At 58.1% G+C, this 26,985-nt stretch carries 24 protein-coding genes, 1 tRNA gene and 1 pseudogene; 6 read left to right on the top strand and 20 right to left on the bottom strand.

Features of this window, described 5'->3' with window-relative positions; all coding sequences use genetic code 11:
* Positions 1–39: 39 nt before the first annotated feature.
* The 9 genes from ACZ5K9_RS02160 to rnc form a co-directional block, all read right to left on the bottom strand.
* Positions 40–1,446 (bottom strand): sigma-54-dependent transcriptional regulator, encoded by a 1,407-nt coding sequence (locus ACZ5K9_RS02160; protein WP_464272780.1) that lies wholly within the window; start codon positions 1,444–1,446, stop codon positions 40–42.
* A 183-nt stretch (positions 1,447–1,629) separates the two neighbouring features.
* Entirely contained in the window at positions 1,630–1,755 is a 126-nt protein-coding gene (locus ACZ5K9_RS02165) for a hypothetical protein (RefSeq protein WP_464272781.1), read from the bottom strand.
* The gene (locus ACZ5K9_RS02170) at positions 1,746–3,266 is read right to left on the bottom strand and encodes a sensor histidine kinase (RefSeq protein ID WP_464272782.1); all 1,521 of its coding nucleotides are present in this window, start codon (positions 3,264–3,266) and stop codon (positions 1,746–1,748) included. The genes ACZ5K9_RS02165 and ACZ5K9_RS02170 overlap by 10 nt, the downstream gene beginning before the upstream one ends.
* Entirely contained in the window at positions 3,218–4,003 is a 786-nt protein-coding gene (locus ACZ5K9_RS02175) for a hypothetical protein (protein ID WP_464272783.1), read from the bottom strand. The genes ACZ5K9_RS02170 and ACZ5K9_RS02175 overlap by 49 nt, the downstream gene beginning before the upstream one ends.
* Before the next feature lie 17 nt (positions 4,004–4,020).
* Entirely contained in the window at positions 4,021–4,587 is a 567-nt protein-coding gene (locus ACZ5K9_RS02180) for a DUF4390 domain-containing protein (RefSeq protein ID WP_464272784.1), read from the bottom strand.
* A 105-nt stretch (positions 4,588–4,692) separates the two neighbouring features.
* Positions 4,693–5,634 carry a UDP-3-O-acyl-N-acetylglucosamine deacetylase gene (gene lpxC / locus ACZ5K9_RS02185; RefSeq protein WP_464272785.1) on the bottom strand — a complete coding sequence of 314 codons (942 nt, stop codon included), beginning with the start codon at positions 5,632–5,634 and terminating at the stop codon, positions 4,693–4,695.
* 228 nt (positions 5,635–5,862) lie between these two features.
* Positions 5,863–6,615 (bottom strand): DUF6125 family protein, encoded by a 753-nt coding sequence (locus ACZ5K9_RS02190; RefSeq protein WP_464272786.1) that lies wholly within the window; start codon positions 6,613–6,615, stop codon positions 5,863–5,865.
* A gap of 161 nt (positions 6,616–6,776) precedes the next feature.
* Positions 6,777–10,559, bottom strand: a complete 3,783-nt coding sequence (locus ACZ5K9_RS02195) for a PAS domain S-box protein (protein WP_464272787.1) — start codon at positions 10,557–10,559, stop codon at positions 6,777–6,779.
* Complete coding sequence (gene rnc, locus ACZ5K9_RS02200) at positions 10,556–11,281, bottom strand: ribonuclease III (RefSeq protein ID WP_464272788.1); 726 nt, start codon at positions 11,279–11,281, stop codon at positions 10,556–10,558. Before rnc ends, ACZ5K9_RS02195 begins: the two co-directional genes overlap by 4 nt.
* A 114-nt stretch (positions 11,282–11,395) precedes the next feature.
* Between rnc and ACZ5K9_RS02205 the strand changes: the two genes are divergently transcribed.
* From ACZ5K9_RS02205 to ACZ5K9_RS02225, 5 genes are all read left to right on the top strand, one after another.
* Entirely contained in the window at positions 11,396–11,947 is a 552-nt protein-coding gene (locus ACZ5K9_RS02205) for a D-glycero-alpha-D-manno-heptose-1,7-bisphosphate 7-phosphatase (RefSeq protein ID WP_464272789.1), read from the top strand.
* Positions 11,948–12,018: 71 nt separating this feature from the next.
* Positions 12,019–13,626: a phosphoenolpyruvate carboxykinase (ATP) gene (gene pckA / locus ACZ5K9_RS02210; protein ID WP_464272790.1), complete on the top strand. Its 1,608-nt coding sequence runs from the start codon at positions 12,019–12,021 to the stop codon at positions 13,624–13,626.
* An 11-nt stretch (positions 13,627–13,637) separates the two neighbouring features.
* Positions 13,638–14,312 (top strand): DUF1614 domain-containing protein, encoded by a 675-nt coding sequence (locus ACZ5K9_RS02215; RefSeq protein WP_464272791.1) that lies wholly within the window; start codon positions 13,638–13,640, stop codon positions 14,310–14,312.
* A gap of 15 nt (positions 14,313–14,327) precedes the next feature.
* Positions 14,328–15,506, top strand: a complete 1,179-nt coding sequence (locus ACZ5K9_RS02220) for a DUF362 domain-containing protein (protein ID WP_464272792.1) — start codon at positions 14,328–14,330, stop codon at positions 15,504–15,506.
* 332 nt (positions 15,507–15,838) lie between these two features.
* Positions 15,839–15,937, top strand: a tRNA-Sec gene (locus tag ACZ5K9_RS02225).
* A gap of 32 nt (positions 15,938–15,969) precedes the next feature.
* Here ACZ5K9_RS02225 and ACZ5K9_RS02230 read toward each other — a convergent pair.
* The 11 genes and pseudogenes from ACZ5K9_RS02230 to ACZ5K9_RS02280 form a co-directional block, all read right to left on the bottom strand.
* Positions 15,970–16,857 (bottom strand): annotated as a pseudogene (locus tag ACZ5K9_RS02230) (ketopantoate reductase family protein); the annotation flags it as partial.
* 32 nt (positions 16,858–16,889) lie between these two features.
* Positions 16,890–18,161, bottom strand: a complete 1,272-nt coding sequence (locus ACZ5K9_RS02235) for a phenylacetate--CoA ligase family protein (protein WP_464272793.1) — start codon at positions 18,159–18,161, stop codon at positions 16,890–16,892.
* Positions 18,161–18,904, bottom strand: coding sequence for an ABC transporter ATP-binding protein (locus tag ACZ5K9_RS02240; RefSeq protein ID WP_464272794.1), 744 nt, complete (start codon positions 18,902–18,904; stop codon positions 18,161–18,163). Before ACZ5K9_RS02240 ends, ACZ5K9_RS02235 begins: the two co-directional genes overlap by 1 nt.
* Positions 18,905–18,922: 18 nt before the next feature.
* Complete coding sequence (locus tag ACZ5K9_RS02245; protein WP_464272795.1) at positions 18,923–19,699, bottom strand: ABC transporter ATP-binding protein; 777 nt, start codon at positions 19,697–19,699, stop codon at positions 18,923–18,925.
* 21 nt (positions 19,700–19,720) lie between these two features.
* On the bottom strand, positions 19,721–20,680 hold the full coding sequence (locus tag ACZ5K9_RS02250) for a branched-chain amino acid ABC transporter permease (RefSeq protein ID WP_464272796.1): 960 nt from the start codon (positions 20,678–20,680) through the stop codon (positions 19,721–19,723).
* 21 nt (positions 20,681–20,701) lie between these two features.
* Entirely contained in the window at positions 20,702–21,124 is a 423-nt protein-coding gene (locus ACZ5K9_RS02255) for a branched-chain amino acid ABC transporter permease (protein ID WP_464272797.1), read from the bottom strand.
* Positions 21,021–21,581, bottom strand: coding sequence for a branched-chain amino acid ABC transporter permease (locus ACZ5K9_RS02260; RefSeq protein WP_464272798.1), 561 nt, complete (start codon positions 21,579–21,581; stop codon positions 21,021–21,023). Before ACZ5K9_RS02260 ends, ACZ5K9_RS02255 begins: the two co-directional genes overlap by 104 nt.
* 187 nt (positions 21,582–21,768) lie before the next feature.
* Complete coding sequence (locus ACZ5K9_RS02265) at positions 21,769–22,929, bottom strand: ABC transporter substrate-binding protein (protein WP_464272799.1); 1,161 nt, start codon at positions 22,927–22,929, stop codon at positions 21,769–21,771.
* Positions 22,930–23,026: 97 nt separating this feature from the next.
* Positions 23,027–23,458, bottom strand: coding sequence for an ACT domain-containing protein (locus ACZ5K9_RS02270; protein ID WP_464272800.1), 432 nt, complete (start codon positions 23,456–23,458; stop codon positions 23,027–23,029).
* A gap of 26 nt (positions 23,459–23,484) precedes the next feature.
* Positions 23,485–24,786 (bottom strand): phenylacetate--CoA ligase family protein, encoded by a 1,302-nt coding sequence (locus tag ACZ5K9_RS02275; RefSeq protein ID WP_464272801.1) that lies wholly within the window; start codon positions 24,784–24,786, stop codon positions 23,485–23,487.
* Between the two features lie 616 nt (positions 24,787–25,402).
* The gene (locus ACZ5K9_RS02280) at positions 25,403–26,101 is read right to left on the bottom strand and encodes a tetratricopeptide repeat protein (RefSeq protein WP_464272802.1); all 699 of its coding nucleotides are present in this window, start codon (positions 26,099–26,101) and stop codon (positions 25,403–25,405) included.
* 268 nt (positions 26,102–26,369) lie between these two features.
* Between ACZ5K9_RS02280 and pyrR the strand changes: the two genes are divergently transcribed.
* On the top strand, positions 26,370–26,924 hold the full coding sequence (gene pyrR / locus ACZ5K9_RS02285) for a bifunctional pyr operon transcriptional regulator/uracil phosphoribosyltransferase PyrR (protein WP_464272803.1): 555 nt from the start codon (positions 26,370–26,372) through the stop codon (positions 26,922–26,924).
* Positions 26,925–26,985 lie beyond the last annotated feature (61 nt).

Here is a 26,985-nt window from a genome sequence, read left to right on the forward strand (position 1 = left end):
ACAGTGTCGGGAACTCTTAGCACCAAAAGCCTTCCTGTGTCAAGGGAACCGGACCGACGGATCCTCACCGCCCTCCGGTATGTCGTTCGTCGGCCGCAGCCCCAAAGCTTTCATCTTTCGGTGCAGATGGGTTCTTTCCAGGCCGATGCTCTGGGCCGTGAGGGACACGTTCCAGTCGTGTTCCTTGAGTTTTCGCAGAAGGTATTCCCTTTCAAAATGCAGCCTGGCTTCCTTGAGCGTCGGGTGCTGGTAGGGATCATTCCGCGGGACATCGTGTCCGAGCCGGCGAAGGAAATCTTCCGGCAGGTCCTTGATACCGATGAGGCGTGACGGTGTCATGATGACGAGGCGTTCCACGAAATTTTTCAGCTCTCGCACATTCCCGGGCCATGTGTAACGACTGAGCAAGGGATAGACATCCGGAGCGATGGCCTTGCGGCCCATGGAACTTTCCCGAGACAGCTCTTCCAAAAAATCATCCACCAGCAACGGAATATCTTCCAAGCGCTCCCGCAGAGGCGGCACGTGGATGGGAATGACATTCAGCCGAAAATATAGGTCCTGGCGAAAGCGGCCCGCTTCAATTTCTTTTGGAAGATCCTTGTTTGTGGCCGCCACGATGCGCACATCCACGCGGATGGTCCGCGAGCCCCCAACCCGCTCGAACGTTTGTTCCTGGAGGATCCTCAGAATCTTCGCCTGGGTTTTCAGGCTCATGTCCCCGATCTCATCCAGAAACAAGGTCCCGCCGTCCGCCAGGTCGAATTTGCCGCGCCGCCTCTCCTGAGCTCCTGTAAATGCACCTTTTTCGTGTCCGAAAAGTTCACTTTCAATAAGCTCTTCAGGTATAGCGGCGCAGTTGACCTCAATCAACGGCCTCTGCCTGCGTGGGCTTAGAAAGTGCAAGGAGCGGGCCGCCAATTCCTTCCCTGTGCCGTTTTCTCCCGTGATGAGCACCGTGGCGTTGCTAGGTGCCGCCCGCTCAATAAACTCGCGAAGGCGGACAATCGCCGGGCTTTGTCCTGTAATCCAGTAGCGCTTTTCCGCCTTCTGGCGCCAAATGAGGTTGTCTGCCTGGAGGCGGGAAACCTGCAGCGCATTCTGAATACTCACCAAAACCCTTTCCAGAGAAAGCGGTTTTTCCACAAAATCAAACGCCCCAAGGCGGGTGGCCCGCACTGCCGTTTCGATCGTGCCGTGGCCGGAGATGATGATGACGGGAAGGGCAGGATAGGACGTCTTGATCCGATTGAGCACTTCCAGGCCGTCCATGCCCGGAAGCCAAATATCGAGGAGGACCACATCGGGCGGGTCCTTTCTCAGTTCTTCCAGGGCGGATTCCCCGGACGCGGCCACTACGGTCTCATACCCTTCATCCTCCAAGACGCCTTGAAGCGAGCGAAGGATGTTGGGTTCATCATCCACCACCAGGATCTTGATCCCCATGACGTCCTCTGACGTGTGCTTTTCTCGGGCGCCGACCACGCATGGCCGCCCGAAAACTTTCCTCGATCGAAAAACTCCCTGAAGGCTTCGAAGCTCTCGACACCCGAAGGTCCATCCCTCGAGCATCCGCCCGAGAGAAAACGCCTGAGACGGCTTGACAGGCTGAGGGATTTTCCTCCCGGCTCACAGGTACCGGCCGTCGGCGGCCGCGTCTCCACGTGCATCCCGCCGAAACTGCGGGCGGGTTTTCCACAGGCCGGTCGATATCACCTCTTCTCCCACTACCCCGGCGGCACCGCTCACGGCCACGCCTTGACATCCTCTCCATAAACTGCAGGGAGTTCAATGACAAACACCGTGCCCCGAGGTTCATTGTCGCGGACACGGACAAAGCCGTTGTGATCGGCGACGATCTTGGCCACGATGGCCAGGCCCAAGCCCGTGCCTTTCTCCTTCGTGGAAAAATAAGGTTCAAAGACCCTCAGCTTAGCCTCCGGCGTCAAACCGGGCCCGGTATCCGCACACTCCAGCCGAGCGATCCTGAGGATGGGGTCGTATTCCAGCCGAATTTCCACCTCACCTTCGTCGCCGTCCAGCGCATGCACGGCGTTTTCCAGCAGGTTATTCAGCACCTGGCGGAACTGGTCAGGATCCAGGTGGAGCCGGGGAAAATCCGCGCTGATCTTCACCTGGAATCGAATATTTCCATGAATGTGCCGATACAAGGACACGGCCTCCTGAGCCAAGACTCCCAAATCGCACGGCTTGGGCTGCGCTTCCGGCATGCGAGCGAATTGAGAAAATTCATTGACCAGCCGCTTCATGTGATCCACCTGCTGAATAATGGTTTCCGTGCATTCGGCCATCACGGCATCGCACCCTTCCCCTCCCGTTGCGGCAACGTAGCGGCGGTGAAGCCTTTGGGCGCACAGGCGAATGGGCGTGAGCGGGTTCTTGATTTCATGGGCGATGCGACGCGCCACCTCACGCCACGCCGCCACACGCTGAGCCTTCTGCAGCTCGCTCAGGTCGTCCAGCACGACCACGGCACCCAAATGCCGACCGTGTTCATCCATGAGCACACTGACCTTGACGAGAAGCGCCAAAGAGCGGTCCCCCACGGTCACCTGAACGTTTTTTTCCAGGTAAGGCTGGCGGCTCATCCGATACAACCGGAGGAACGACCTTACCACCTCCTGGTGTTCCGACGACAAAAACTCTGCGTAATGGCGTCCGATCATTTCCTTCGCCCGGATTCCCGACATCTGTTCCGCCGCCTTGTTCATGGTCCGAACGATCCCGTCCGCATCCACACCGATGACGCCCGCCGCAATGTTGGCCAAGACGATTTCCATATAGCGGCGCCGCGATTCCAGCTCCTCGTGGCTTTCCTGTAACGCTCGGTACGCTTGCGTGAGCTGTTCTCGGCTTGCCCTCAAATCGCGCACCATATGATTGAAGGACGCCATCAAAAGCCCCATCTCGTCCTGACGATCCAGATGCAGGCTCACATCCAAATCCCCGTGCGCCACTCGATCCGTAGCCGTCAGCAGAGTCTGGATCGGCCCGGTGATGTGGCGGGCTAAGTAAAAGCCAAACCAAATAGCCGCAAAGGCCACCAGCAGAGCCACAATGGAGAAGATGATGAGATAGGTGGTCTTCAGGGGGGTCTTGAAGAGCTTGAGTTGGCGGTAGTTTTGGTAGCCCTGCACCACCGTATCGAGCTTGGCCGCGAGATCCGGCGGAAACTGCCGTACGATCCCCACGTACGTCACGCTTTCCGGTGCGGACGTTTCACCGGGGAGCTGCTGCCAGACCATGAGCGCTTCGCCAAACTCGCCCAGGGATAGCGAAACCCCTTCGTTGAGGGCCTCAGGGTCTTTAAGGTGTTCTCGGAACGTTTGGGACAAAAGATCCTGGAACCGGATCCACTCGCGGTCTTTCCACGCCGTCCAAAAGAACGTTCCTTCGGCATCGGCCGCAAAAACCGCCGCCAGCGGATGGCGGTGCCAAAACCGGGGGGGAGTGGTACGGAGACCGGTCGGTCTTCCGGGATCGTCCCATGGGGGAAGATTTCCGCCGCCACCTGCGCCACCTCCCCCATCAGATCCCGGTGCACTTGCCGCAGATAGCCTCGCCCCAGCTCCACGCTCTGGGCTAAAGATTGCTCCACCTGAGCACTGAACCAGTAGTCCAGGCTGAAAGACATGAACTGAACCGCCACCCCGAAAAGGGGAATGGTGGGGATAAGAGTCAGGGTGACAAAGGCCAAAGTGAGGCGGGTGCGCAGCTTATGCCCCAACACCCCTTTCTTGCGCTCGAAAACGAGTTTCACCAACTGGCGGATGACAAGATAGATGAGTAACAGAATCAAAATAAGGTTGATGTTGACCAGAGCGATAAGCAGCACGTTGCCGAAGAAAGGCAACTCCGACTCATAATGAAAGAGCCAGCCTTGAAGGCACCCCAAAATCAAGACGGCGGTGAGTAACGCAATGATGACAGCTTGTTCACGCCGCCGGCGACGGCGGGTTATGGCAGGATCTGGGGATGTCATGACAGGATCCCAAGGGATCAATGCGTGTAGGTTACGCTCACCCAAGGCGTCTCAAAGTCCCAAAGGCTGACGAAAAAAAAGACGTACCGGAGGAAGGACGGCACCTGAGCCTTCGAGAGTTCGGCCTTGACCTGCACGAGGTAGGTCTGGTCCGGGACCAGTCGCCAGAGTGCAATGACGGGTAGGTCCGTGACATGGCTCATCCACGCTTTGGCCTCATCCCAACGCTTGGTCGTGAGGAACGACTTGGGATCGTCCACGCGAGAAACCAGATAGTGTTCATGCAAGGTGTCGTAACGGATGGTCCGTTCGATGAAGGCATCCACCAAGCGTTCCCGAATCCATGGCAAACCGTCCTTGTCCACAAGGATCCGAATCCGGAACGTGGTCGCCACCCCACTCTGAATGGCCTGCTCCATCTCTTCATTGAAACAGTTGTCGATGCGAAAGCTGATCTTGAGGTTGGGCGGATCGGAATACACCCGAAGGTCGGCGATATCCGCGGGGTTTCGGGCCCAAACCGGGTCGGAAGCCGCCATGACTGTGAGCAGAAGGTATCCTGCAAAAAAAAACGCCTTGCACATCGCGCCCGACCCTTCCCCTGAGTGAATGTCTCGGGAGGAGTGGATTGTAGCGGAGGCGCTCGGCGTTGACAAGGAAATAGGCCGAGTTTCTATGGGCCAACCTTTTTAGGCAGGCATAAGCGGCGGTTTCCAATATGGGGTCGGACGCGGCGGCACCACTCTGCGGGGAGGCATGGCCGCGGCGGCCGGCACGAAACGGGTATATCCAGGCCGCTCGCACAAATGCCGCAACAACCGATTGTGCAGGGCATGTCCCGCCTTGTGGGCTTCAAAGGAACCCAACACGGGAAACGGACAGAGCCCCAAATCTCCCAAGAAGTCCAATACCTTGTGCCGCACACACTCGTCCCGATACCGCAGGCCTTCCGGATTCACCACGCCGAGGTCATCAAAAACCACGGCATTTTCCAGAGATCCCCCTAAAGCCAATCCCCGGCTCTGGAGACTTTGCACGTCTCTCAGAAAGCCGAAGGTTCGGGCCGACGCCAAATCTCGGGCAAAGGAGCCGGGATCAAATGTCCATGCAAAGGCCTGCCGTCCCACCAGGGGATGGGGAAACTCAATGGTGTAGCAAATGCGCAACTCATCGGACGGAAACACCTTGATGTAGGCATCTCCTTGACTGACCATGAACGCATGATTCACCCGCAGGCATTTCTTCGGCGCCTTTTGGCCCACCAAACCCGCCTCTCGGAGAATATCCAAAAACGGTTTGGCGCTCCCGTCCAAGACCGGCATTTCCGCCCCGTCGATCTCCACCCGCAGGTTATCTAGCCCTGCCACCCGCACCGCTGCCATGAAGTGCTCCACGGTGGCGATGGATACGCCGTTTTTACCGATGACGGTGGCCAAGGACGTGTCCACCACATGGTCATAACGGGCGGGAACAGCCGGAGCCCCGGGCAGATCGACACGGTAGAACACTATGCCGTGGTCGGGAGGGGCGGGACGAAGCACTGCATGCACACGAGCCCCCGTATGCAGGCCCGTCCCGCTAAAGGGAACATCCGCTCGAATCGTATGCTGTGTGAACAAGTCGTAGCGCACGGGTCTCTTCCTCCTCGGCAGGGCGTCAAAGGCAAAAGACGTACCAGTTCGAGCCTCTCCTGGTCACACGAACGACTTGTCGTCTTTTCCTCAGTATCTCTGCACCCGCTCGAGAAGCCTTGTCGCCGCGCGCAGTGCCGTGCGATCCGTTCCTGTAGCATAAATCGCACAGTCCCCAAGCGCATGTATCTTTCATGCAACATACCCCTGAGGCCTTACCAGCGGCGCTCAGACCGTGAGGGTGAATTTCCACGCACACCACCATGTGTCGGGATGTTCATCGGGGGGGCATCCTATACATTCGGTTTGAATTCTTGGGTCGATAGCTTCGGCGAAATACGGGTATTCCACGAGCCCTGCGGACTTGCATGGATAGTCTGGAAGTCCCTTGCGCTTTCGGGCGCTTTGGACCCGACAGTCAACCATGCGGAAGATGAAGCTGTGCGCGTCCACATCCTCGATGGTTTGTCGGTTGATACGGGCGTAGAGACGGTAACCGAGCGCCGCTTTGAGACCGGCCAGTCCGGGAAGCGGGCCGAGGCCGAGGAGCCTCTTAATGCGCAAGGCCTCGTAGGGGGAAAATCTGGTCCAGCATGTGTCGTTGCACCGCTTGGCGGCATCCATGCCGAAGCGTTTTTCCACCGCCTGGAACCATACCCCGTCATTGGCCAGCCAATTGGCACCCAGGGCATCCATGAGTTCCAAGAGTTTGGCTTTCTCAAGGTTTTTGAGCGCCTTCGGGACGTCCCCGTCCATTTCGAAACCCAGAACTTTAGACAGGCGTTTCAGGATGATGGAAAACGCCGCGTCTCCGGCTTCTGACTCCACCTCCATGGCCTTGGCCATTCCCAATTGGTATTCCACTTCCCGGAACCAACACCCGTAATGCACCAGTGTGCGGCGCAAACCGTCCATAACCCAGGGGATCAATTCCGCTTCCGTGAGCTCTTCAAAGCACTTGATTGCTGCATCTTGATTCATGAGTCCACCTCCCAATTTAGTTTTTCCCCACGCTTCGCTTCCACCGGAAAGCTCCCCTCGAACGATCCGTGCTCTAGGATCGTGATACCCGCGGCAATGCCCTAACGGATGATGCCCGCTCTTTAAACTCCGATCCCAGGCACTTGAAACCCACCAGCGCTTCATGTCCCAACGTTTTCCAACACCCGCCGAATGCGTTCCGCCAATTCTTTGTAAACAAAGGGCTTTTGAAGGAAAGACACCCCAGGATCCAGCACACCGTGACGGCCGATCACATCCGCCGTATGTCCCGACATGAACAACACCTTAATATCCGGCCGGTAACTGCGGACCTTCAAAGCCAATTCCTTGCCGTTCATCTCCGGCATCACCACATCGGTCATGAGCAGATCGATGGGGCCGCGATGCTCACGGGCCAAACTCAAGGCCGCCGAAGGGTTTGGAGCGGTGAGCACCGTGTAATGGAGTTGTCTGAGCATGATCTCCGTCATTTCTAAAAGCACAGGGTCATCTTCCACCAACAGGATGGTTTCGCCTTTTCCTCGCGATGCCTCTTCTCTTGTGCGAGGTGACGACACCAACCCCTCAGTCTCCGGCACACGGGGAATGTAGATCTTAAAGGTGGTCCCGCGCCCAGGTTCACTGTACACGTTGATGAAGCCCTGGTTTTGTCGCACAATGCCGTAGACCGTGGACAAACCAAGCCCCGTTCCCTTGCCGATCTCTTTGGTGGTGAAAAATGGTTCGAAAATCTTGGAGAGGGTCTCCGCGTCCATGCCGCAACCACTATCGCTGATCATCAACAGGACGTAATCTCCAGGAAGGCATTCCACATGAGTGGCACAGTACATCTCGTTGATGGTCACATTTTTCGTCTCGATGGTGATAGTTCCCACCCCGCCGATGGCGTCCTTCGCGTTGACGCACAGGTTGGCCAGGATCTGATCCAGCTGGCCCGGATCCATCTTGATTTTCCATAAATCCTCTCCAGGCTTCCATACCAGCTCGATGTCTTCCCCGATCAAACGACGCAGCATCTTCAACGTTCCTTCCACCGAGCTGTTCAGATCCATCACAACGGGCTCGATGATCTGTTTGCGGGCGAAAGCCAAAAGCTGGCGGGTAATGGCCGCGGATCGTTCGGCTGCCTGAATGATTTCATGGACGTAAGCCGCAGCCGCACTCTCCGGCGGTACTTCCCTCAAAGCCAGATCGGCAAAGCCGAGGATAATGGTCAGGCTGTTGTTGAAGTCGTGAGCGACCCCGCCCGCCAACCGGCCCACCGACTCCATCTTCTGGGCTTGAAAAAACTGCTGCTCCAACCGCAACTTTTCGGAAATGTCGCGCATCACTCCGACATAATTGACAATGTTTCCTTGAGCATCCTTGACTGGGGAAATGGTGATTTCTTCCGTGTAGAGGGTACCGTCCTTTCTCTTATTCACCATGCGGCCGGACCATTTTTTCCCGGCTTTCAACGTCGCCCACATGTCCTGGTAAAAGGCTTCATCCTGCAGGCCGCTTTTGAGTATGGCCGGTGTGCGGCCGATGGCTTCTTCGCGAGCGTATCCCGTCACGGTTTCAAAAGCCGGATTCACATATTCCATGACCCCTTCGGCATCGGTGATGAGAACCGCTTCCCCGGCTTGTTCGATCGCCGTGAGCCATCGTGCCCGCTCCGCTTCCATCTGTTTTCTCGCGGTGACGTCATGAATGATGGAATGCAGGTAGGGCCTCCCGTTCACATCAATCCGACTGCTGTAAACTTCCACGTCCCGCACGGAGCCGTCGGCGCGGCGGTGCTGAAATTCGAAATGGACGCGCTTTTGTGCCTGAACTTCGGCTATCCGTTCTTTCACGGCTTCTACGGGCAGAGTGTTGATCTGATGGATGAACATCTGCGTCAGTTCTTCATGGGACCAGCCGTAGAACTCCACGGCCGCACGATTGGCATCGGCAATCCGGCCGTCTTTTGGGTCGATGAGGAGCTTGATCGCTTTATGATCCTGAAACAACTTCTTATAGCGTTCTTCGCTCTGACGAAGCCCAATTACCGCCTTTCGGTGTTCCACCACTTGATGGATCAAGCCGGCGAGGGTCCAGAGGGTTTCCGCATCGATTTCGGTGTATGCCGTTGCCTTATTGGCCAGGGCCAGCAGGGCCCGAGGCAGCCCATCCCGGATCACGGGCACCGCAAGAAACCTGTAGAGCGGCCCATGCCCCTCGGGAAGCCCCCGCATGGATGTCAATGTTCTGTAATCGTTCACAATTATAGGTTTTTTTTCGCGTAAAGCATCCGCCCATAACCCCGCCTCTTCCACATTCATATGCCCAGGCAGCTCTCCCCCAGCGCAGAATTTCTCACGCACATTTTCTGACCAATGGATGCATTGGACGGTTGAAGAATCGTCACCCAAAGACACGTAAAACCCTACGGGGCTCTCCAACAGTTCACCTACGGCCTCCAGCGTTTGCGGCAGCACTTCATCCAGAGAAGCCGCGTCCGCACGCTCCATCAGCTCGAGTCGGATCTCCATAATCCGCCGAGTGAGCCTCTCCCGGCTCTGATCCCGCAAGCACAGGATCGTCCGACCTTGTGCCTCCGCGGTGTCCCCAAAAGCAGAACGGCTTATCGCGACCGGAACCCACCGCCCGTCCCGAGTATGCACAAAAAAGTTTTCTCCTCCTTCAAGCGGGCTTTCAGCCTTGGGTCCATGGTGTTCCCAGTCGACGGCTCTTTTGTGGGCATCGCGCAACGAAAGGACCTGCGCCAGAGGCTTCATCAGAACCTCATCAGCGCTCCAGCCCGTGAGTTTCTCCGCTCCGGGATTCCACAATTCCACGCGTCCCCTGTCATCCGTGGCGATCACTGCATCGGCCATTGCCTGGAGCACCGCAGCTTGACGCGCCAGGGACCTGCGCAATTCCGATTCGGCGTGAAACAATCGGCGGTAGTGCTCCTTACGCGCACTTTGGCGGGCCCAGAGGACCAGCGCGATCAGAAGCGATGCGAAACCGGCCACATGAAGCCCGATGGAGTAAAAAATGTGCCGGTTTTCGGCTTCGATCTCCTGCCGGTCGATTTTGGTCACCAAATACCAAGATGTCCCGGTCACGGGACTGATAACCGCCAGGACGGGGACGCCCCGGTAGTCAGTGCCTCGAACAACCCCCGTCACCCCACGGGCGGCCATGGCGGCAACCAGATCCTGTCGGTTCAGGGGCAATCTCAGGCTAAAGGCGGCATCCGGCTTGTGGCGCAGCGCATTCAGGTACACCACCTCTTCCCCCTCACGCCGCACCAAAAGAACTTCCCCGCTTGCGGTCGGCAGTGGCCAGGCTTGAGTTGCGAAATCGATGAATCGCGAGGCATTGGTCATGAGGAAGAGGCCGCCGACAGCTTCGGGGAATGAGCTGACGTTGCGGAACACAGGAACGACCACTCCAATGTGACCTTCCTTGGTTTCGGGATCAGCGTGCAGGTCGGTCATTGCTGGTCGGCCCGTTTTCATCGCCTCCGCCAGGACCTTAAGGTCCTCCGAATGCAGCCGATCAAATCTCCCAAGACAAAACCGAACACGGCCGCTTCGATCAACCAGCGCGACATGATCCACATCGTGGCTGGTCGCCATATACCTCAGGAAGTCTTCCAGGGAACTCGTCAGCACCGCTTCTGGATCGGCCAAAACGTCCGCCAAGGGTCCCAGGGACGTCGTGAATTTTTGCAAAGCTGAAGCATCTTCGATTTGATCGCGAATCCACGCAGTAAGTTCCGATTCCCTGTACCGGGCGATGGTGCTTAACAGATGCTCCGCATCGCGTTCCCGGGCTTCTTTCTGGGATCGGTAAAACCAGTAACCTCCTATCGAAATGGCTATCACGGCCGCACAGCACAAAAGCACCCAACCCAATAACATCTTTTTAGGATCGTCGCCTCGACTCATGGCTCTTCCTGTCCCGCTTCTAATTCGGCTAGGGCTTCCCGTGCCGCCGCCTGTTCTGCCGCCTTTTTGCTCTTGCCCACCCCCCGGGCGATCACACGCCCGTCGAGGCTGACCGTGACGTAGAATACCTTGTCGTGATCCGGCCCTTCCTCTTTTTCCACTTCATAGTGAGGAACGAGCCGAAATCTCGCCTGGGTCACTTCCTGCAGCTGGGTTTTGAAATCCTTATCCAAGCGGCGCATAGGGTCTTCTTCGGCCGCCACAGGATCAAGTTTGCCTTCGAAAAGTTTTTGAACCACTTTCGCCGCCGCGTCCAGACCGCCGTCCAGATATACGGCTCCCAGAAGGGCTTCGACGGCGTCGGCCAAAATGGAGGGCTTGGATCGGCCTCCGGAGATTTCCTCCCCCTTGCCCAGCTTCAGCAGAGCCCCCAAGTTTAAGTCGGCGGCGATCTCCGCCAACCGTCCTTCATTGACTAAAGAGGCACGCATGCGGGACAAGGTGCCTTCATCTGCCTCGGGAAACTTGATCACGAGCATATGGGAAACGGTCAGACTGAGCACGGCGTCCCCGAGAAACTCCAGCCGTTCGTTGTCTCCCATGCCGGCATCCGCTTTTTCATGGGCATAAGAGCGATGCACCAAAGCCTGATTCACCCACTTGTCGTTGGTGAATCGATGACCAAGAAGTCTCTGAAGCTGCTGGATGGTTCTTGCGCTCACGGGGATTTCCTGTTAGGAGCAAGAGTCGGTGCGGCCCAAAATCGAGAGTTTTCATTCTTTTCCGTCACCGCTCACCTGTCAAGACGAATGCAAGTGCCGCCGGGAGTCCTTTCGGTGATTTGCTGGATATCCGCTAATAAGCCCACATCTCCAAATTTTCTCCTTCTGGATCGAGACGGGATCATCAATCGGGATCGTCGTGACTACGTGAAAACCCCAGAGGAATTCTTCTTCTACCCGGACGCCCTGGAAGCCCTGAAATGGCTTCGGGAGAAGGCGATCCACGTCGTGGTGATCAGCAACCAATCCGCTCTGCATCGTGGGCTCATGACCTGGGACGCGTTTTTCGAGATTCACCGGTCCATGATCCAAGGGGTACGATCTGCTGGCGGGTGGATCCACGCTGCCTACTATTGCCCGCATCGTCCGGAAGAACATTGCCTTTGCCGAAAACCGGCACCGGGCATGATTCTGGCCGCAGCCTCTCTTTTCGGCATGTGTCTCCATAGGACACCGTTTGTCGGGGATAAGCCCAGCGACGTGGCCGCGGCTCAAAACGCGGGGTGCCCCCCAGTGCTTGTCCGCCGTTTCCCGGATCCTGTCGATGTCCCTGAAAGCATTCCTGTATACAATTCCCTCTTGGATGCTGTAAGAGATTTGTGGTGAGCAACCCGGGGAAGAGGGTACCATCGGGAAACAAAAGGCCGCACGAGTTTTCCGCCGGAGAGGAGGAAGCCATGCTGGAGGCATGCGAGAGACCTTCCGAAAGCCGAAGAGTTCCTGTGGATGCCCAAGGCATCGTCAATTATACGCGCGTCTTTTACAACGCGCCGGCACCCGTGCTTTACGAACAGGCCATCAAACGCCAGGAAGGGCTTTTGGCTCGACGCGGTCCGCTGGTGGTCCGTACTGGAGCCTACACCGGGCGGGCCCCACAGGACAAATTTCTCGTCCGGGAACCCTCCTGCGAAGACAAGATCTGGTGGGGACCCGTCAACCGCGCCTTCGACCCCGCAGATTTTGACAAGCTCGAAGCCCGGCTCCTCGCCTATCTCCAAGGCCGGGAAATCTATGTTCAGGATTGCTACGTTGGAGCCGATCCTCAGTATCGCGTGTCGGTGCGCGTCATTACGGAAATGGCCTGGCAAAGTCTCTTTGCCCGAAACATGTTCATTCGCGTGCGGGACCGTGATCAACTGGTAAACTTTCAGCCCGAGTATACCCTCATCGCCGCGCCCCATTTCCGTGCCTCTCCCGAGTGGGATCACACCCGATCTGGAGCATTTATTATCGAACATTTCGGAAAGAAGCGCATCCTTATCGGCGGCACCGGCTATGGTGGGGAGATCAAGAAGTCCATCTTTACCATGATGAACTTCGTTTTACCGCAAAAGGGCGTCTTTCCCATGCATTGCTCGGCGAATGTGGGTCCGGACGGCCATGCAGCGATCTTCTTCGGCCTCTCCGGGACAGGCAAAACCAGCCTCTCGGCCGACCCGACCCGGACCTTGGTCGGTGACGACGAACATGGCTGGAGCGACAATGGAATCTTCAACTTTGAAGGCGGCTGCTACGCCAAAGTCATTCGACTTTCGCCGCAGGCTGAACCCCAGATCTACCGATGCACCCGGCGCTTCGGCACGATTCTCGAGAACGTGGCCATCGACACTCAGACGCGTGAAATCGACCTGGACAATGACTCGTTGACGGAGAACACCCGAGCCGCCTATCCTCTCTTTTTCATCGACAACGCATCTTCCACCGGCATGGCACCCCACCCGAAAGATATCGTCATGCTCACCTGCGACGCTTTCGGGGTGCTCCCCCCCATCGCCCGACTGCAGCCCCACGAAGCCATGTTCCACTTTCTTTCCGGGTACACGGCCAAAGTGGCCGGGACCGAAGCCGGTGTTACGGAACCCCAGGCGACCTTCAGCACCTGCTTCGGAGCACCGTTTATGGCGCTTCCCCCCACCGTTTACGCCGAATTGCTCAGGCGACGCATGGAAGCCCACGGCTCCCGATGCTGGCTCATCAACACGGGATGGTCCGGAGGCCCTTACGGCATCGGCCGTCGCATGCCCATCGCTTATACCCGGGCCATGGTTCAGGCGGCGTTGAGTGGGCTGCTCGACACGATCGGTTTCCACAAGGAACCTTACTTCGGCCTTCTCGTTCCCCGGGAATGCCCCGGCGTGCCCACGGAACTGCTCATGCCCGCAGACACATGGTCGAGCCCTGAAGCCTATCGGACACAGGCGGAGCACCTCAAGGGGCTTTTCCGAAAAAATTTTGAACAGTACGCAGACCACGTCGACTCTGCCGTGCGTGCGGTTGCAGGCTGAAAGGACATGCCATGTTTTTCCCGCCTTTTCTCGTAATTTTTTTCTTTATTTTCGTTTTCTTGCTCTTCTTGGTTTTCGGACTCGTCAAGTTCGGGCTCTTTGCCATGGCTTTCGCCCGCTTGGGCATTCCTCCCGAACAACTCTTTTCTCTCCTTTTTCTGTGTATCATCGGGAGCATGATCAACATTCCCATCAAACGCATCCCGTTGAAAGAAGACCCCCCGATTCTCAGTCTTATTTCCTTTTTCGGCCTGCGCTACCGTCCGCCCCAGTGGAGACATCCTCGGGAAATGGTTCTGGCCGTCAACGTGGGAGGCGCCGTCATCCCCACCATGATCTCTCTGTACCTTTTGCTTCACGCCCACAATCCCATCCGGATGCTCCTGGCCACGGGGCTGGTGACCTACGTGATCCACCGCATCGCTAGGCCGGTTCCGGGCTTGGGGATTGCCACTCCCATGTTCATTCCGCCTGTGGTGGCCGCATTGGCCGCGCTGGTGCTCAATCACCAGTGGGCTCCCCCGACGGCTTATGTGGCCGGAACCCTTGGGACATTGATCGGAGCGGATCTGCTGAATCTTCACCGGATCCGTGAACTCAGAGCCCCAGTGGCGTCCATCGGCGGAGCCGGAACTTTTGACGGTATTTTTCTCACAGGGATTCTTGCCGTCCTATTGTCCTGGTAAATGGAAGGAAAGATCATGTCGCGGAGCGCTGTTTATTTCATTGATTTACGGGCTGATGATTCCTGCAACCTCCTGGACAAAATCACGCTGCTCTTAAAAGAGGCCGGTCTTTCAAGGCGCATTCCGAAACGGGCCTTGACCGCGGTCAAGATCCACTTCGGGGAACGGGGCAACACGGCCTTTGTGCGCCCCATTCTCGTGCGACCCATCGTCGAGGCCATAGGCGCAGCCGGGGGACGTCCGTTTCTTACCGACGCGGGGACCCTGTATGTCGGCACGCGTGGCAATGCGGTAGACCATCTCCAGACGGCGATACGTCACGGTTTCGTCCCGGATGTGGTGGGTGCGCCGGTCATCATCGCCGACGGCTTGGACGGGGGTGATGAAGTCGCGGTGCCTGTGTGCCTCAATCGGTGTCAGAACGTCTATATCGCTTCCGCCCTAGCACGGGCAGGGGCTCTTGTTTCTGTGGCCCACTTCAAGCTGCATGAACTGGCGGGGTTTGGAGGGGCGATCAAGAACGTGGGCATGGGCGGCGCTTCACGCCGCGGGAAAATGCAACAACACAGCACCATGGCGCCGAAAATCCGCCCGAAAAAATGCATCGCTTGCGGATCGTGCGTCAAGGTGTGCGCCCACGATGCCCTGACCCTGGTGGACCGTCCGGAAGACATGGCCCGGCCCAAAGAATCGATCAAAAAGGTCGCCCAGATCGATGGGGCGAAATGTGTGGGATGCGGCTCATGCATCCACGCCTGTCCGGAGGAAGCCATTGATATCCGATGGGATCAAGACATCCCGGGGTTTATGGAGCGTATGGTGGAATATACCGTGGGGGCGCTTTATGGCAAGCAGGATCAAAGCTTCTTCATCAACTTCTTGACCCAGATTTCCCCGGCGTGCGACTGCCACTCGTCGGCCGATGCCCCTGTCGTTGCGGATATCGGAATTCTCGCCTCCCCAGACCCTGTGGCCATCGACCAGGCCTCGGTAGATCTCATGAATGCGCAAGCCGTGCTGCCCAACAGCCACATCGGGTCCCTGAACCCGCCGCCGAAGGACAAAATCCGAGCCGTGTATCCTCACATCCCCTGGGAACATCAACTGGAATACGCGGAATCTTTGGGGCTGGGGTTTCGGAACTATGAACTCGTCACGGTCCGGCCGCCGAAAAAGAAAAAAAAGTCCCCCTGAGCGTATTCAGGTATTGGGCGCGATCCGACCCTATGTCCAAGAGCGCTTGCCGGGTGTGATGTCTCGGCGGCCCACGTCGGCTTCTGGGGGTGTCCTCGAGGAGCAGGTCACCTCGCGTCCGCGTGGGTCGATAAGAGGCGAACACCCGAGCGGCACGGATGGGGGCGCGGACGGGAATGTTTTGGCCTTAAAACGTGACGGGAAGGACACCCTCACCGGCCCTATAGGACCATTGACGGGAGGGTGGGCAACCCGCCGAGGGGCTGAACCTCAACGCACCCATCGGCCGCAGGGTATTGCCAAAAACTTCGGCCTGCAGTAAAAATGCCGATGGAAGTGCCAAGCTCACTGGTGGGGCTCCCGGACTTCAAATCCGGTGTGGGGCGCTGAGGGGCGTCCCAGGTGGGTTCGATTCCCATGCACTTCCGCCATCTTTAGACGACCGGCCCTTCATGCCGCACAAGAGAGCATAGAACGTTTCCATGTGTGGCACCGAGACGTTATGACGCCGCGCAATGCGCACGGCATGGCCCAAAATGGCTTCCACTTCCATGGGACGGCCCGCCTCGAAATCCAAAAGCATGCTCGTCTTATAAGGGGTCATTTTCCGGGTGTCGGCAATCATCCGCTCCACGACGTCTTCGGGAAGCGGATGTCCGTCGGCGGCGGCCACGGCACACACTTCCTCCATGACGGCCCGAACGAGCCGCGTCGTCTCTTCATGAGCCAGAATATCCTGGGTGCTCGCCCCCCCGCACAAGACGGACATGGGATTAAACGGAGCGTTCCAGACCAGCTTGGCCCACCGCGCGGTGACCACATCTTCGCTGACTTCACAGGGCACACCGACCTGACGAAACCTTTCGGCAAGTTTTTCGGCCTTCGGCGACGGTCCGCACGGATACCGGCCGAGGACCAGACGCCCGTAGTCTTGGTGCACCACAGTCCCCGGTGCCGTCCGGTGAACGCAAATGAAGGCCAGTCCGCTCAAGATTTCATTTCGGGGAAAGGCATCCGCCACGGGCCGCTCCACGTCCACCCCGTTTTGGATGAGCACCACCGTTGTTTCCGGCCCCACAGCGTCCCGGATCAAATCTGCCGTGGGGATCTCCGGGAGGACTTTCAGTGCCACCAGAATCACATCGGGGAAACGGCCCAGTTCCCCGGCACTTCGGACCACCCGAGCCGGGCGAAAATGATAATCGCCTGCCGGACTGAAAATCCGAATCCCTTCTTTGGCCACCATGTCATAATCAGAACGGGCCACCACCGACACGCAAGCTCCACTCTGGGCTAAACGCCCTCCGTAATAGCCGCCGATGGCTCCCGCACCCACCACCAGCACATCCATGGTTCCTCATCCCCCTCTCGTGTTCCCGCTTCCTACGGAGCCGTTGCTACGCTTGGGCCTTCCAGAAGGCGCACTTCCACCGGCACGCCGAACTCTTGGCGAAGCTCGAACGCCGTTTTCCGCACCAATCCTTCCAATTCCTTGATCTCGTCGCTGAAAAGCCCTTCCTCCATCCCCAAACGCACCTCCAAGGCCTTGTACCCCCCCTGCTGGACAAGATGCACAGAGAGCCTTGAAGGGGCAAAACCCAAGGTCTGAGCCACCCGCACGGCAACTTGGTCCTTTTGGATTTTGACGCCTTGAATCACCATGAGGTCGTCGACACGGTCTCTCAGCCATTCCACGCGCATCAGCGTTCGCCCACAGGGACATCCCCCGTCGAGGATCCGGACGCGATCTCCTGTGCGGAACCGGATCAGCGGGAAGGCCTGAATGGTCAAGCTCGTCAACACCAACTCTCCGGATTCGCCCTCCGTCACCGGTTCTTGGGTCTTAGGGTCCAGCACCTCCACCAGGAAGTGGTCCTCGGAGACATGAAGTCCTTCATGGGCTTCGCACTCATAGGCCACCGCGGGCCCCGGCACTTCACTCAGGCCGTAATGCTGCCATGTGGTCACGTGAAGATGATCTTCGATAGCCCGACGCTCATGGTTTTCGGCGGGTTCTCCCACAAGGATCAATCTCTTCAAGGAGAGTTCGTTCGGGTTGATGTCTGCGTTGAACAAGAGGTCTTGGATCTGCACCGCCGAACTGGGGGTGGTCACAAGGACAGAGGTCTTGTAGTCTCGAAGGACGAGAATCTGTTTGCTGATGTGCAGCGCGTTCAAGGGAATCACGCTGGCCTGCAGCGCTTCGGCCCCGTCCTTGTAATCGCGTCCCCAATTGGCCAAACCCGGGTGGAGCACGATCTGAAGGATGTCGTCCGGGCCGACCCCGGCCGCCAAAAGGGCACGAGCGACCATTTCGCGCCAGACTCTGAGATCCCGTGCGGTATAGCCGCTCACGGTAAGCCCGCCGGCAGCGCCCGGCGCCGTATGGATGCGCACAATGTCCCTAAGAGGTACGGCGAACAATCCGTAAGGATAATGCTCTGCCAAATGCCGCCTTTCCGTAAACGGCAGGCGCCGCAGGTCTTCCAAGCCGGTCATCTCGTGAGGGGAAGTGCCAAAGGCATGGAACCGGTTGCGATAAAACGGCACGTTCTTGTAGGCCCGATTGCAGGTAATCTGAAGCCGCTCCAGTTGCTGCTGACGTCGTTCCGCAGGCGTCAACCATTCTCCGTTGCCGTTCCCCGTAGCGCCCATCAGGCCCTCCCTTCTGCAAACTCGCGATAGTCTTTGCCGAGGTACGCCCGTTTCACTTCCTGATCCTCCAACAGGTCTTGAGCTCGTCCGTGGAGCACCATGCGACCTGTTTCCAGCACGTAACCCCGAGCCGCCACCGAGAGGGCCGCCCGAGCGTTTTGCTCCACCAAGAGGAAGGTGATTCCTTCCCTATTGAGTTGGACGATGATTTCGAAAATCTTTTCCACCAGGAGTGGAGCCAGGCCCGTGGACGGTTCGTCCAGCAGGAGCATCTTCGGGCGGCTCATGAGGGCTCGGGCGATGGCCAGCATCTGCTGCTCGCCCCCGGAAAGGGACCCTGCGGGTTGCTTTCTCCTTTCGGCAAGGATGGGGAAGAGCTCAAAAACGCGCTCCAAGTCCCCACGCACCCCGTCCTTGTCGCCGCGCCGCAGACGGACGTACGCCCCCAACCGAAGGTTGTCCAAGACGCTCATGGGCGGAAAGAGCCAGCGTCCTTCGGGCACCAGCCCGATGCCTGCAGTGACGATCTCCGGAGGCTTCAGCCCCACAAGGGATCGGTCTTCAAACAGAATTTCCCCATGCCAGGGGGCGATCAGCCCGGCGATGGCCCGCAATAACGTGCTCTTGCCAGCCCCGTTGGCACCTACCAGGGCGACGATTTCCCCGAGTCTCACGGACAGGCTGACCCCGTGGAGCGCTTCGATGCGCCCGTATCCAGCCCGAAGGTTTCGTACGATCAGCATGGGACGAACCGGCCTCTTTTATCGTCGTTTCCTGCCCAAGTACGCTTCCATGACAGCCTCACTGGACTGGATTTCCCGAGGGGTGCCTTCCGCCAGCTTCCGACCCCGGTCCAACACGACAATCCGGTCGGAGATGTCCATGGTGAGATTCATGTCGTGTTCCACCAAGAGCACCGTGATGCCCAGAGAGCGGATCTGCTGGACCAGTTGGGATAACCTTTCCGTTTCAACAGCGTTCAAACCGGCGGCAGGTTCGTCCAGGAGGAGCACCTGAGGATCACCCGCCAGAGCTCGGGCCACTTCCACCAATCGTTGCCATCCGAACGGCAGGTCCACAGCCCTCTTGTGGGCCACATCGGCAAGACCCACCATGTGCAAAAGCTCCATGGACCGCTGTCTCGCCCATCGTTCTTCCTGTCTGACCCAAGGCCACCGGGCCATGGCCCCGATGAGCCCACAGCGCGTCCGGCTGTGGCATCCCACCAGGACGTTTTCCAACACCGTCATGCTGCCGAAAAGTTCAACGTTTTGAAAGGTTCTTGCAATGCCCCGCCGCACCAGTTCGTGCATCGGCCGACCGTGGATGTCCGAACCGTTCAGACGCACCGATCCTCGATCCGGTGGGAAAGCCCCCGAGATCACGTTGAAAAGGGTGGTCTTCCCCGCGCCATTGGGACCGATTAGCGCATGGATGTGCTTGTGCGCGACGGTAAAAGAAACCTCATAGAGGGCCTGGATGCCCCCAAAGGCCTTGCATACTCCATCAATACTGAGAAAGGCGTGCGGTGCGTTCAAGAATCCTGCCCCCGTCCCCTTCTAGGTCTGCCGGCGAGCACGGCTGCGGGTGCGCTGCACGGCGTCCAAGACGCCTCGGGTCAGCCCTTGGGGAAGAAAAATCATGACCAACATGAGGATCAACCCGTAGACCATCATCTCGTAGTCCGAGAACACGTGAAGCCATTCCGGCAGCAGGGTGATCACCGAGGCGCCGAGCAAAGAACCCCAGATGCTGGCCATGCCGCCGATGACCACCATGGTGACCATCCGGATGGACATCAGGAAATCGAAAGAACTCGGGCTGATGAATCCGAGAAGATGGGCGTAAAGGTATCCGGCCAGCGCCGCCATGACGGCGCTGAAAGAAAAGATCACCGCCTTGAGATGCGCCGTATGGATCCCGCAGGCGGCCGCCGCGCCCTGGCTGTCTCCCAACGCCCGGAGTGCCCGCCCCATGCGTGAATCCACCAGCCGACCGCAGAGCACAAAGAACACTATCACCGTTCCCCAAACCACGTAATAGCCGTTGCGACCCATGCCCACCATCACGGACCCCAGGGTTATAGGGGGGATGCCGATCAGTCCCGAGGCGCCCCCGGTGTATTTGACCCATTCCCGAAAGATGACGTGGGCGATAATCCCCAGGCCGAGTGTCCCCATGGCCAGGTAATATCCCGAAAGGCGCAACACAGGCCGCCCGATGAGATAACCCAACAGGGCGGCAAGGACGATGACGACGGGCAAAGACAACATGGGAGAGCACTGAAAGTGGGTGGTGAGGATGCCTGTGCCGTAAGCACCCAAGCCGAAAAAAGCGGCATGCCCCAAAGAGATCTGGCCCGCGTATCCCATGAGCATGTTCAGGCCCAGAGCCAGCAACGTGTGGATGCCGATAATGATCAAGAGCTGCTGCGTATAGGCATTGCTGATCCCCAACCCAAGCGCCGCAACCCCTAGTGAAAACACCGTCGTCGGCCACAGCCTCCGTCGTGAATCCACCGACGCTCCTTTTCCAAGATCCTAGAATCTCTTAACCATTGATGCGCCCAAGAGCCCGGACGGACGGAAAATCAAGATGATCAACAGTACAAGGAAGGCAATGGCATCCTTGATCCCGGACGAAAAATACCCAACCCCGAGGGATTCCAGAACGCCGAGCACCACGCCTCCCACGGCCGCTCCCCAATGGCTGCCCAAACCGCCCAGCATGGCTGCGCAAAAACCCTTCAGTCCCAACATGGTGCCCATGTCGTAGCTGCACATGGTGATGGGTGCGATGATCACGCCCCCAACGGCCCCGAGGCCGGCACTGAGAGCAAAGGCCAGGAGCACCATGCGGTCACTGGGAATGCCCAAGATCCACGCAGCATGGCGATGAATGGCGCAGGCTTCCATGGCTTTTCCGGTCAGGGTACGTTTGCCGAAAAGGTGCAAGCCCGTCATCAAAGCCACCACAATGCCGACGATCCACAAGCTTTGGGGCATGAGCGCCGCCCCCAGGACCCGCACGGGTTCCACGGACGCCGTAAGCGCCTGGCACGCTGTACGGGTCCTTGCCCCAGAGGCGCATGGCCAAGCCCCGGAGGAAAATGCTTGCCCCAACCGTGATGATAATCAGAGTCAACGGCTCCGGTTTCTTCACCGGACGCAACGCCACCCGCTCCAGAAGCAAGCCCAGTAGAGAAACCATGAGTGCCGAAGCGACAAAAGCCGCCGCCATAGGCCAGCCGACGACCACCCCCAGCGTATAAAAACCTAACCCGCCCAACATGACGCATTCACCTTGGGCGAAGTTGATCAGATCCGTGGCGTTGTAGAGCACATTGAAACCCAGGGCGATTAAACCATAGATCGCCCCGGTGGTGATGCCCGTCAGAAAAAACTGCAGGAATTCGCTCATGGGATGGATATCTTTTCCGTCAAACCCAAAATGAAATCCGCTTCACATCCCGATGGACCATTTGGTCCACCAGAATAATCGCCCGACAATGCCGAAAGAACCGCTCGTCGGAAAACGGCGGCACCCGAGATGAATTCTGGCCGCTCGGGGCGGCCGGAACTTCGAGCCGCCCTGGAGCCAGTTCCCTCTAATCCAGAAGCTTCCACGTGCCGTTTCGGATTTCCACCATGACGAAGGCTTCGGGACCCAGGCCGTTATGATCCTGTGGGCTCATGTTGAAAATCCCGCTTATCCCCACGTGGCCGGAAATCTTTTCCAAGTTGTCGCGAATCTTGGCCTTGTTTCCATTGGTTCCTTTGAGAGCCTTGGCCAATATGTGCATGGCGTCGTACGCATAACCCCCAAAACCCGACACGCCGCCCCCATAACGCTTGTTATAGTCGGCGATGTACTTGGTGAGCACGGCCTTCTGAGGATCCGTATCGGGCAGGAGACCGGCCACGAGAATTTTGCCTGTAGGCAATCGGATCCCTTCTGCGGCTTCCCCGGCCAATTCAATGAACTTGGGCGATGCCACCCCGTGACTCTGGTACAAGGGGAAGGTGAGCCCCAGCTGACGCATGTTCTTGGCCACCACCGCAGGTCCTGGATTAGTCCCCCAGCAGACCACGGCATCGGGATTTTCCCCCTTGATCTTGGTCAACTGAGCGGTCATGTCCGTATCGTTGGCCCCATAGGCTTCTTCTTTGACAATCGTGATGCCGTAATCAGGGGCCTGCTTCACCAGCTGATCCCGGCCGCTCACCCCGAAGGCGTTGGTGACGGACAGAATGCCGATCTTCTTGATGCCATGCTTCTGCATGTGCTTATAGATGGTTGCAACGGCAAGGACGTCGCTTTGGGCCGTTTTAAAGACGTACGGCTTCACGGGCTCCACAATCTGAATGCCGGCGGCGCAACTGATCAGCGGGACCTCGGCGCGTTCCACAATGGGCATGACCGCCAGAGTCGTCGGGGTCAAGCTGGGACCGATGATGGCCAGCACGTTGTCTTTGCTGATGAGCTTATTGACGGCCAGAACGGCTTTCGTCGGATCCCCTTCGGTGTCGTAAATCACCGCCTCCACAGGCCGCCCGTCGATACCCCCTTGGGCGTTGATCTCCTCGACGGCCATTTCCAGGCTTTTCTTCTCGGGGTCCCCGAGAAAGGAGGAAGAGCCGGTGATGGAAAAAACCCCTCCGATCTTGTAAGGCTCAGCGCCGAAGCCCGCCGCCGGTCCCGTCAAAACTCCCAGCACCACCGCCACGGCTGTCATCCACGAGATCCACGGTCTTGCTTTTTGTTCCATCGCCCTTCCTCCTCTGTCCCTTTTTTCTTCACGACCACCGACGGATCGGGACCTTTGGCCTCCCAGCCGCTGATGCCCCGACCCGCCGTCCCACTCGCTACATGCTGTAGACGCGGCTGCCGTTGATGACAGTCACACCGTTTTCCGTCAACACCCGCACGGCTTCGTCCAGATGATCAAACCGGAAGATGATCACCGCATTGTTCCCGCTTTGCTGCACAAAGGCGTACATGTATTCCACGTTGATGCCCGCCTTGCGGAGAATGTCCAGAATCTTGTGGAGCCCTCCGGGGCGGTCTTCCACTTCCACCGCCACCACGTCGGTCTTACCCACCGTAAAGCCGTGGGCTTTCAGGGCTTCTTTGGCCTTTTCGTTGTCGTTGACAATGAGGCGCAAGATGCCGAAATCGGACGTGTCAGCCAGGGACAACGCTCGAATGTTGACCCCGGCTTCGGACAAAATCCGGGTCACCTCTGCGAGACGGCCCGCCTTGTTTTCCAAAAAGACCGAAATCTGTTCCACACGCATGATCGGCCTCCTTTCCAAAGGGCACGCTAAATTTTCCTGTTGTCGATCACCCGGACGGCTTTGCCTTCGCTGCGCGCGATGGTCTTAGGCTCCACCAGCTTCACCTTCGCCGACACCCCCAGGTATTCCTTGATGTTCTTCGTGATCACCTTCTCCAGATCCTGGAGCGTTTTCACCTTATCGGAAAAAGCCGATTCGCCGACTTCGACCAGGACGGTGAGCCTGTCCAGATTGTCTTCCCGATCCACAATGAGCTGATAATGGGGTTCGACGCCTTGAATCTCCATGAGGACACTTTCGATCTGGGACGGAAAAACATTCACCCCCCGGATAATCAGCATATCGTCGCTGCGACCGCTCACGCGGTTCATGCGCACGAAGGTTCGGCCGCACACGCACGGCTCCACGTTCAGACTCGTGATATCCCGCGTGCGGTAGCGGATGACCGGGAACGCCTCCTTGGTGATGGAAGTGAAAACAAGCTCTCCGGTAGATCCCGGGGGTAACACTTCACCTGTGGCCGGATCGATGATTTCGGCAATAAAGTGGTCTTCAAAAATATGGAGGCCGGCTTTAGCTTCTAAACATTCCACCGCCACCCCGGGACCAATGACCTCGCTCAAGCCATAGATATCCAAGGCACTGAGGTGCAGCTTCCTTTCGATTTCTTCACGCATCTTTTCCGACCACGGCTCCGCGCCGAAAAGACCCGATTTGAACTTCAGGTCTTTGAAGTCCACCCCCATTTCGTGCGCCACTTCAGCCAGATGGAGTGCGTAGGACGGGGTGCAGGTGAGGATAGTGGCCCCGAAATCCTTCATGATCATGATCTGGCGTTTGGTGTTCCCACCCGAAATGGGGATCACCGAAGCGCCGAGTTTTTCCGCCCCATAATGGACGCCCAAGCCCCCCGTGAACAAACCGTATCCGTAAGCGTTGTGGATGATGTCACCCCGGGTGGCGCCGGCGGCGGAAAGGGAACGGGCCATGAGGGTCGCCCAGGTTTGGATATCCCGGGCGGTGTAGCCCACCACGGTGGGTTTTCCCGTGGTCCCCGAAGAGGCGTGAATGCGCACCACATTCTCCATGGGCACGGCAAACAGGCCGTAGGGATAATTGTCCCGCAGATCCTGTTTGGTGGTAAAAGGGACACGGCGCAGGTCTTCAAGGCTATGGAGGTCCGACGGCTTGAAGCCCACTTCGTCGAAACGTCTTTTATAAAACGGGACCGTGGCGTAGACACGCTGTAACGTGTTCTGGAGGCGCCTCAATTGAATCGCTTCCAGAGCCTCACGGGGCATGGTCTCGTATTCCATGTCGTAGATCATCGCATGTGTCCTCCTTTGAATGAGCATGACGGGATCTTGGGGTCTTGGTTCGGGCTTAAACAAAAAGGCCGTCGGTTCCAACCACCCACGGCCCTCAAAAATAAGAAAAGCCATGGGCTGCGTTTTCGTCTACCCATGGCTGTTTTCCCGCTGTGGCAGGGCTTTCGTGTCGGCTCTTTCCACCTACCCCGCTCGGCCATGGGTAGACTTCCTAAAGAAGAAGCCCCCCTCATCGCCGATGAAGCTAAAGCGAAAGAACCGCATCATGACCGAAACCCTTCTTCGTCCCCTTATGTGCACGGCGGCGGCTCCAAACTCTCCACCCGTACGGTCCCTTACCGAAGGGAATGCTTTCTGTCAAGGCAAAACCTGCGGTGTGGGTCTCACCCCACAGTCCCGCGGTGCATAGCTCAGAGGATACCCCCTCCATCAAAGGACACGACCGGACAACGAAACCATCCCGGAGATCACCTTCGGTCGACGGACGAAAGTGTTGCCTCCGGACGCGGACGTCCACTTCCCCTGACGATGTGGACACACCCCGACGCACAAACCGGGCAAACCCGGGATCCCACCGTCCAAAGCGCCTCCTTGAGGTCCCGCGACGCTTGCAGGCTTATCCCATTGACCCAAGACGGCTCTTCTCCGTTCTCAAGAATCCGTCGTCCGGATAAAATCCCTTGACCGCCAGGGCCGCGTCGTAGAGTTGAAGCGCCTTGTCCCGTTCTCCCTTGGCCGCCGTCAATCGAGCTTGGTGCCACAACGCCTCCCGTCTGAGGCCGCCCTCCACCGTGTCGGCCAAAGCCGTCCAGCCGGCCAGGGCCTCTTCTGTCCGGCCCATAGCTTCCAAACACATCAATCGCCCGTAATCGATGAGCATCGCCCCGGCCGCTTTCTTGGGAAAGTCCTTGAGGGCCCGGACATACCACGGGAGCGCTTCTTCATAGCGACCGCTCTCGAACAGCAACCGAGCCACAGTCGCCGCGGCCCACGCTGATGCCGCCGTCCCTTTGTGCCCATCCGCCACGGTTTTCAGCCGTTCAAGGTGAGGGTCCAGGGAAACCGCATCTTTCGGATCCAAACTTTCCGTTTCTCTCCATACCGCAGCCAATTCCCGTCGAGCGTTCAGCTCCCTCATGTCCGAATATTCCCCGACGGCCCACGAGATGACGAGCACACACAGGATCCCCCCAACCGCACCCAACAACACGGCCCCATGCCGACGGCCCCAATCCAACAACCGTTCGGTGAAACTCAATATCTCTTCGGCTTTTTCCGTGTCTTTTTTACGAACCTTGATCTTTTTTGCACCCATGAAGGCATCTCCTTGAACGGCTCCGCACCCCATCCGTCACGCCCCACTCGCGCGGGTTCCGCCCCACGCTCCGGCCTCCCCCCTTATCAAAGGTTCGGTTTCTTCGTCAAGAACCGGCCAAAGACCCAGACTGTCCCCTCTTGAAACGATTGACAAAAAGACCGAGGTTTCCTAGGGTAATGAAGCGGGTTCAGGAAGATTTTCTCCCGTGCGAGGTGCCGATACAGGCGCCTTTTTCATTTTCCTCAGAGACACGGCAGGGGACGTTATGGGTGGCAAGGGTTGCGACCACGTGGTCATGGAAAGCGACGCGATGCGCCAAGCACTGGCCCGCATCGCCCGGGAAATTCTTCAGGAAGCCGAGGACCCGTCGGTTCTTGCCCTTGTGGGGATCCACACGGGCGGGGTTTTCCTGGCACGGCGCCTCGGACAAATCTTGGAAAAAGAATACGGGATTCACGTCCCCATCGGTACGCTGGACATCAACCTCTACCGAGACGACTGGTCGCGACTCCACACGCAGCCCAAAGTGCGCGCCACCGTTCTGCCGTTTTCCGTGGAAGACAGAGATATCGTGCTGGTGGATGACGTGCTCTTCACCGGACGCACGATTCGCGCCGCACTGGATGCGCTCATGGACTACGGGCGGCCCCAAAGGGTGCGGGTGGCCGCGTTGGTGGACCGTGGGCATCGGGAACTGCCTATCTGCGCCCACTTTGTCGGGCTGGAATTGAAAACCCGCCCTGAAGAACAAGTGAATGTGTATCTGCTGGAAAAGGACGGAGCCGACAAGGTTGTTGTGGAATGCCGATCCGCGGCCTAAGCGGTCGCTTTCCCCGGACAATACTTTTTCCCGCGGCCGCAGGGGTAGGCCTTGAAGGATC

This window comes from Desulfosoma profundi, from assembly GCF_055387865.1.

Bases quoted from the DNA above. Each gene is read 5' to 3' on its own strand.
- ACZ5K9_RS02160 (WP_464272780.1), bottom strand. From the start codon at position 1,446: ATGGGGATCAAGATCCTGGTGGTGGATGATGAACCCAACATCCTTCGC.
- ACZ5K9_RS02170 (WP_464272782.1), bottom strand. From the start codon at position 3,266: ATGGTCTGGCAGCAGCTCCCCGGTGAAACGTCCGCACCGGAAAGCGTG.
- ACZ5K9_RS02175 (WP_464272783.1), bottom strand. From the start codon at position 4,003: ATGACATCCCCAGATCCTGCCATAACCCGCCGTCGCCGGCGGCGTGAA.
- ACZ5K9_RS02180 (WP_464272784.1), bottom strand. From the start codon at position 4,587: ATGTGCAAGGCGTTTTTTTTTGCAGGATACCTTCTGCTCACAGTCATG.
- ACZ5K9_RS02190 (WP_464272786.1), bottom strand. From the start codon at position 6,615: ATGAATCAAGATGCAGCAATCAAGTGCTTTGAAGAGCTCACGGAAGCG.
- ACZ5K9_RS02195 (WP_464272787.1), bottom strand. From the start codon at position 10,559: ATGAGTCGAGGCGACGATCCTAAAAAGATGTTATTGGGTTGGGTGCTT.
- pckA (WP_464272790.1), top strand. From the start codon at position 12,019: ATGCTGGAGGCATGCGAGAGACCTTCCGAAAGCCGAAGAGTTCCTGTG.
- ACZ5K9_RS02215 (WP_464272791.1), top strand. From the start codon at position 13,638: ATGTTTTTCCCGCCTTTTCTCGTAATTTTTTTCTTTATTTTCGTTTTC.
- ACZ5K9_RS02220 (WP_464272792.1), top strand. From the start codon at position 14,328: ATGTCGCGGAGCGCTGTTTATTTCATTGATTTACGGGCTGATGATTCC.
- ACZ5K9_RS02235 (WP_464272793.1), bottom strand. From the start codon at position 18,161: ATGGGCGCTACGGGGAACGGCAACGGAGAATGGTTGACGCCTGCGGAA.
- ACZ5K9_RS02240 (WP_464272794.1), bottom strand. From the start codon at position 18,904: ATGCTGATCGTACGAAACCTTCGGGCTGGATACGGGCGCATCGAAGCG.
- ACZ5K9_RS02255 (WP_464272797.1), bottom strand. From the start codon at position 21,124: ATGACGGGCTTGCACCTTTTCGGCAAACGTACCCTGACCGGAAAAGCC.
- ACZ5K9_RS02260 (WP_464272798.1), bottom strand. From the start codon at position 21,581: ATGAGCGAATTCCTGCAGTTTTTTCTGACGGGCATCACCACCGGGGCG.
- ACZ5K9_RS02265 (WP_464272799.1), bottom strand. From the start codon at position 22,929: ATGGAACAAAAAGCAAGACCGTGGATCTCGTGGATGACAGCCGTGGCG.
- ACZ5K9_RS02270 (WP_464272800.1), bottom strand. From the start codon at position 23,458: ATGCGTGTGGAACAGATTTCGGTCTTTTTGGAAAACAAGGCGGGCCGT.
- ACZ5K9_RS02275 (WP_464272801.1), bottom strand. From the start codon at position 24,786: ATGATCTACGACATGGAATACGAGACCATGCCCCGTGAGGCTCTGGAA.
- ACZ5K9_RS02280 (WP_464272802.1), bottom strand. From the start codon at position 26,101: ATGGGTGCAAAAAAGATCAAGGTTCGTAAAAAAGACACGGAAAAAGCC.
- pyrR (WP_464272803.1), top strand. From the start codon at position 26,370: ATGGGTGGCAAGGGTTGCGACCACGTGGTCATGGAAAGCGACGCGATG.